The organism is Nonomuraea sp. LPB2021202275-12-8 (assembly GCF_037044575.1).
Taxonomy (GTDB): domain Bacteria; phylum Actinomycetota; class Actinomycetes; order Streptosporangiales; family Streptosporangiaceae; genus Nonomuraea.
Window position 1 is genome coordinate 1 of the sequence record NZ_JBAHWD010000188.1, and the last position, 294, is coordinate 294.

Consider the following 294-nt stretch of genomic DNA (forward strand, 5'->3'; position numbering starts at 1 on the left):
AGTGAGGGTGGCGATGTCGCCGAGCATGGCCTTACGACGGTCACCGAAGCCCGGGGCCCTGACCGCCACCGACCGCAGGACGCCCTTCATCTTGTTGACGACCAGGGTGGCCAGGGCCTCACCCTCGACGTCCTCGGCGATGACCAGCACCGGCCTGCCCGCCTGCACCACCTTGTCGAGCAGCGGCAGCACATCCCTGTTCGCGGAGACCTTGCCGCTCACCATCAGCACGTACGGCTCGTCCAGGACCGCTTCGAGCCGGTCGGAGTCGGTGATGAACAGCGGGGCGATGTA

General features: G+C 67.3%; 1 pseudogene. It reads right to left on the reverse strand.

Annotated elements, in window-relative coordinates:
* Positions 1-294, reverse strand: a pseudogene (groEL, locus tag V5E28_RS49320) (chaperonin GroEL); the annotation flags it as partial.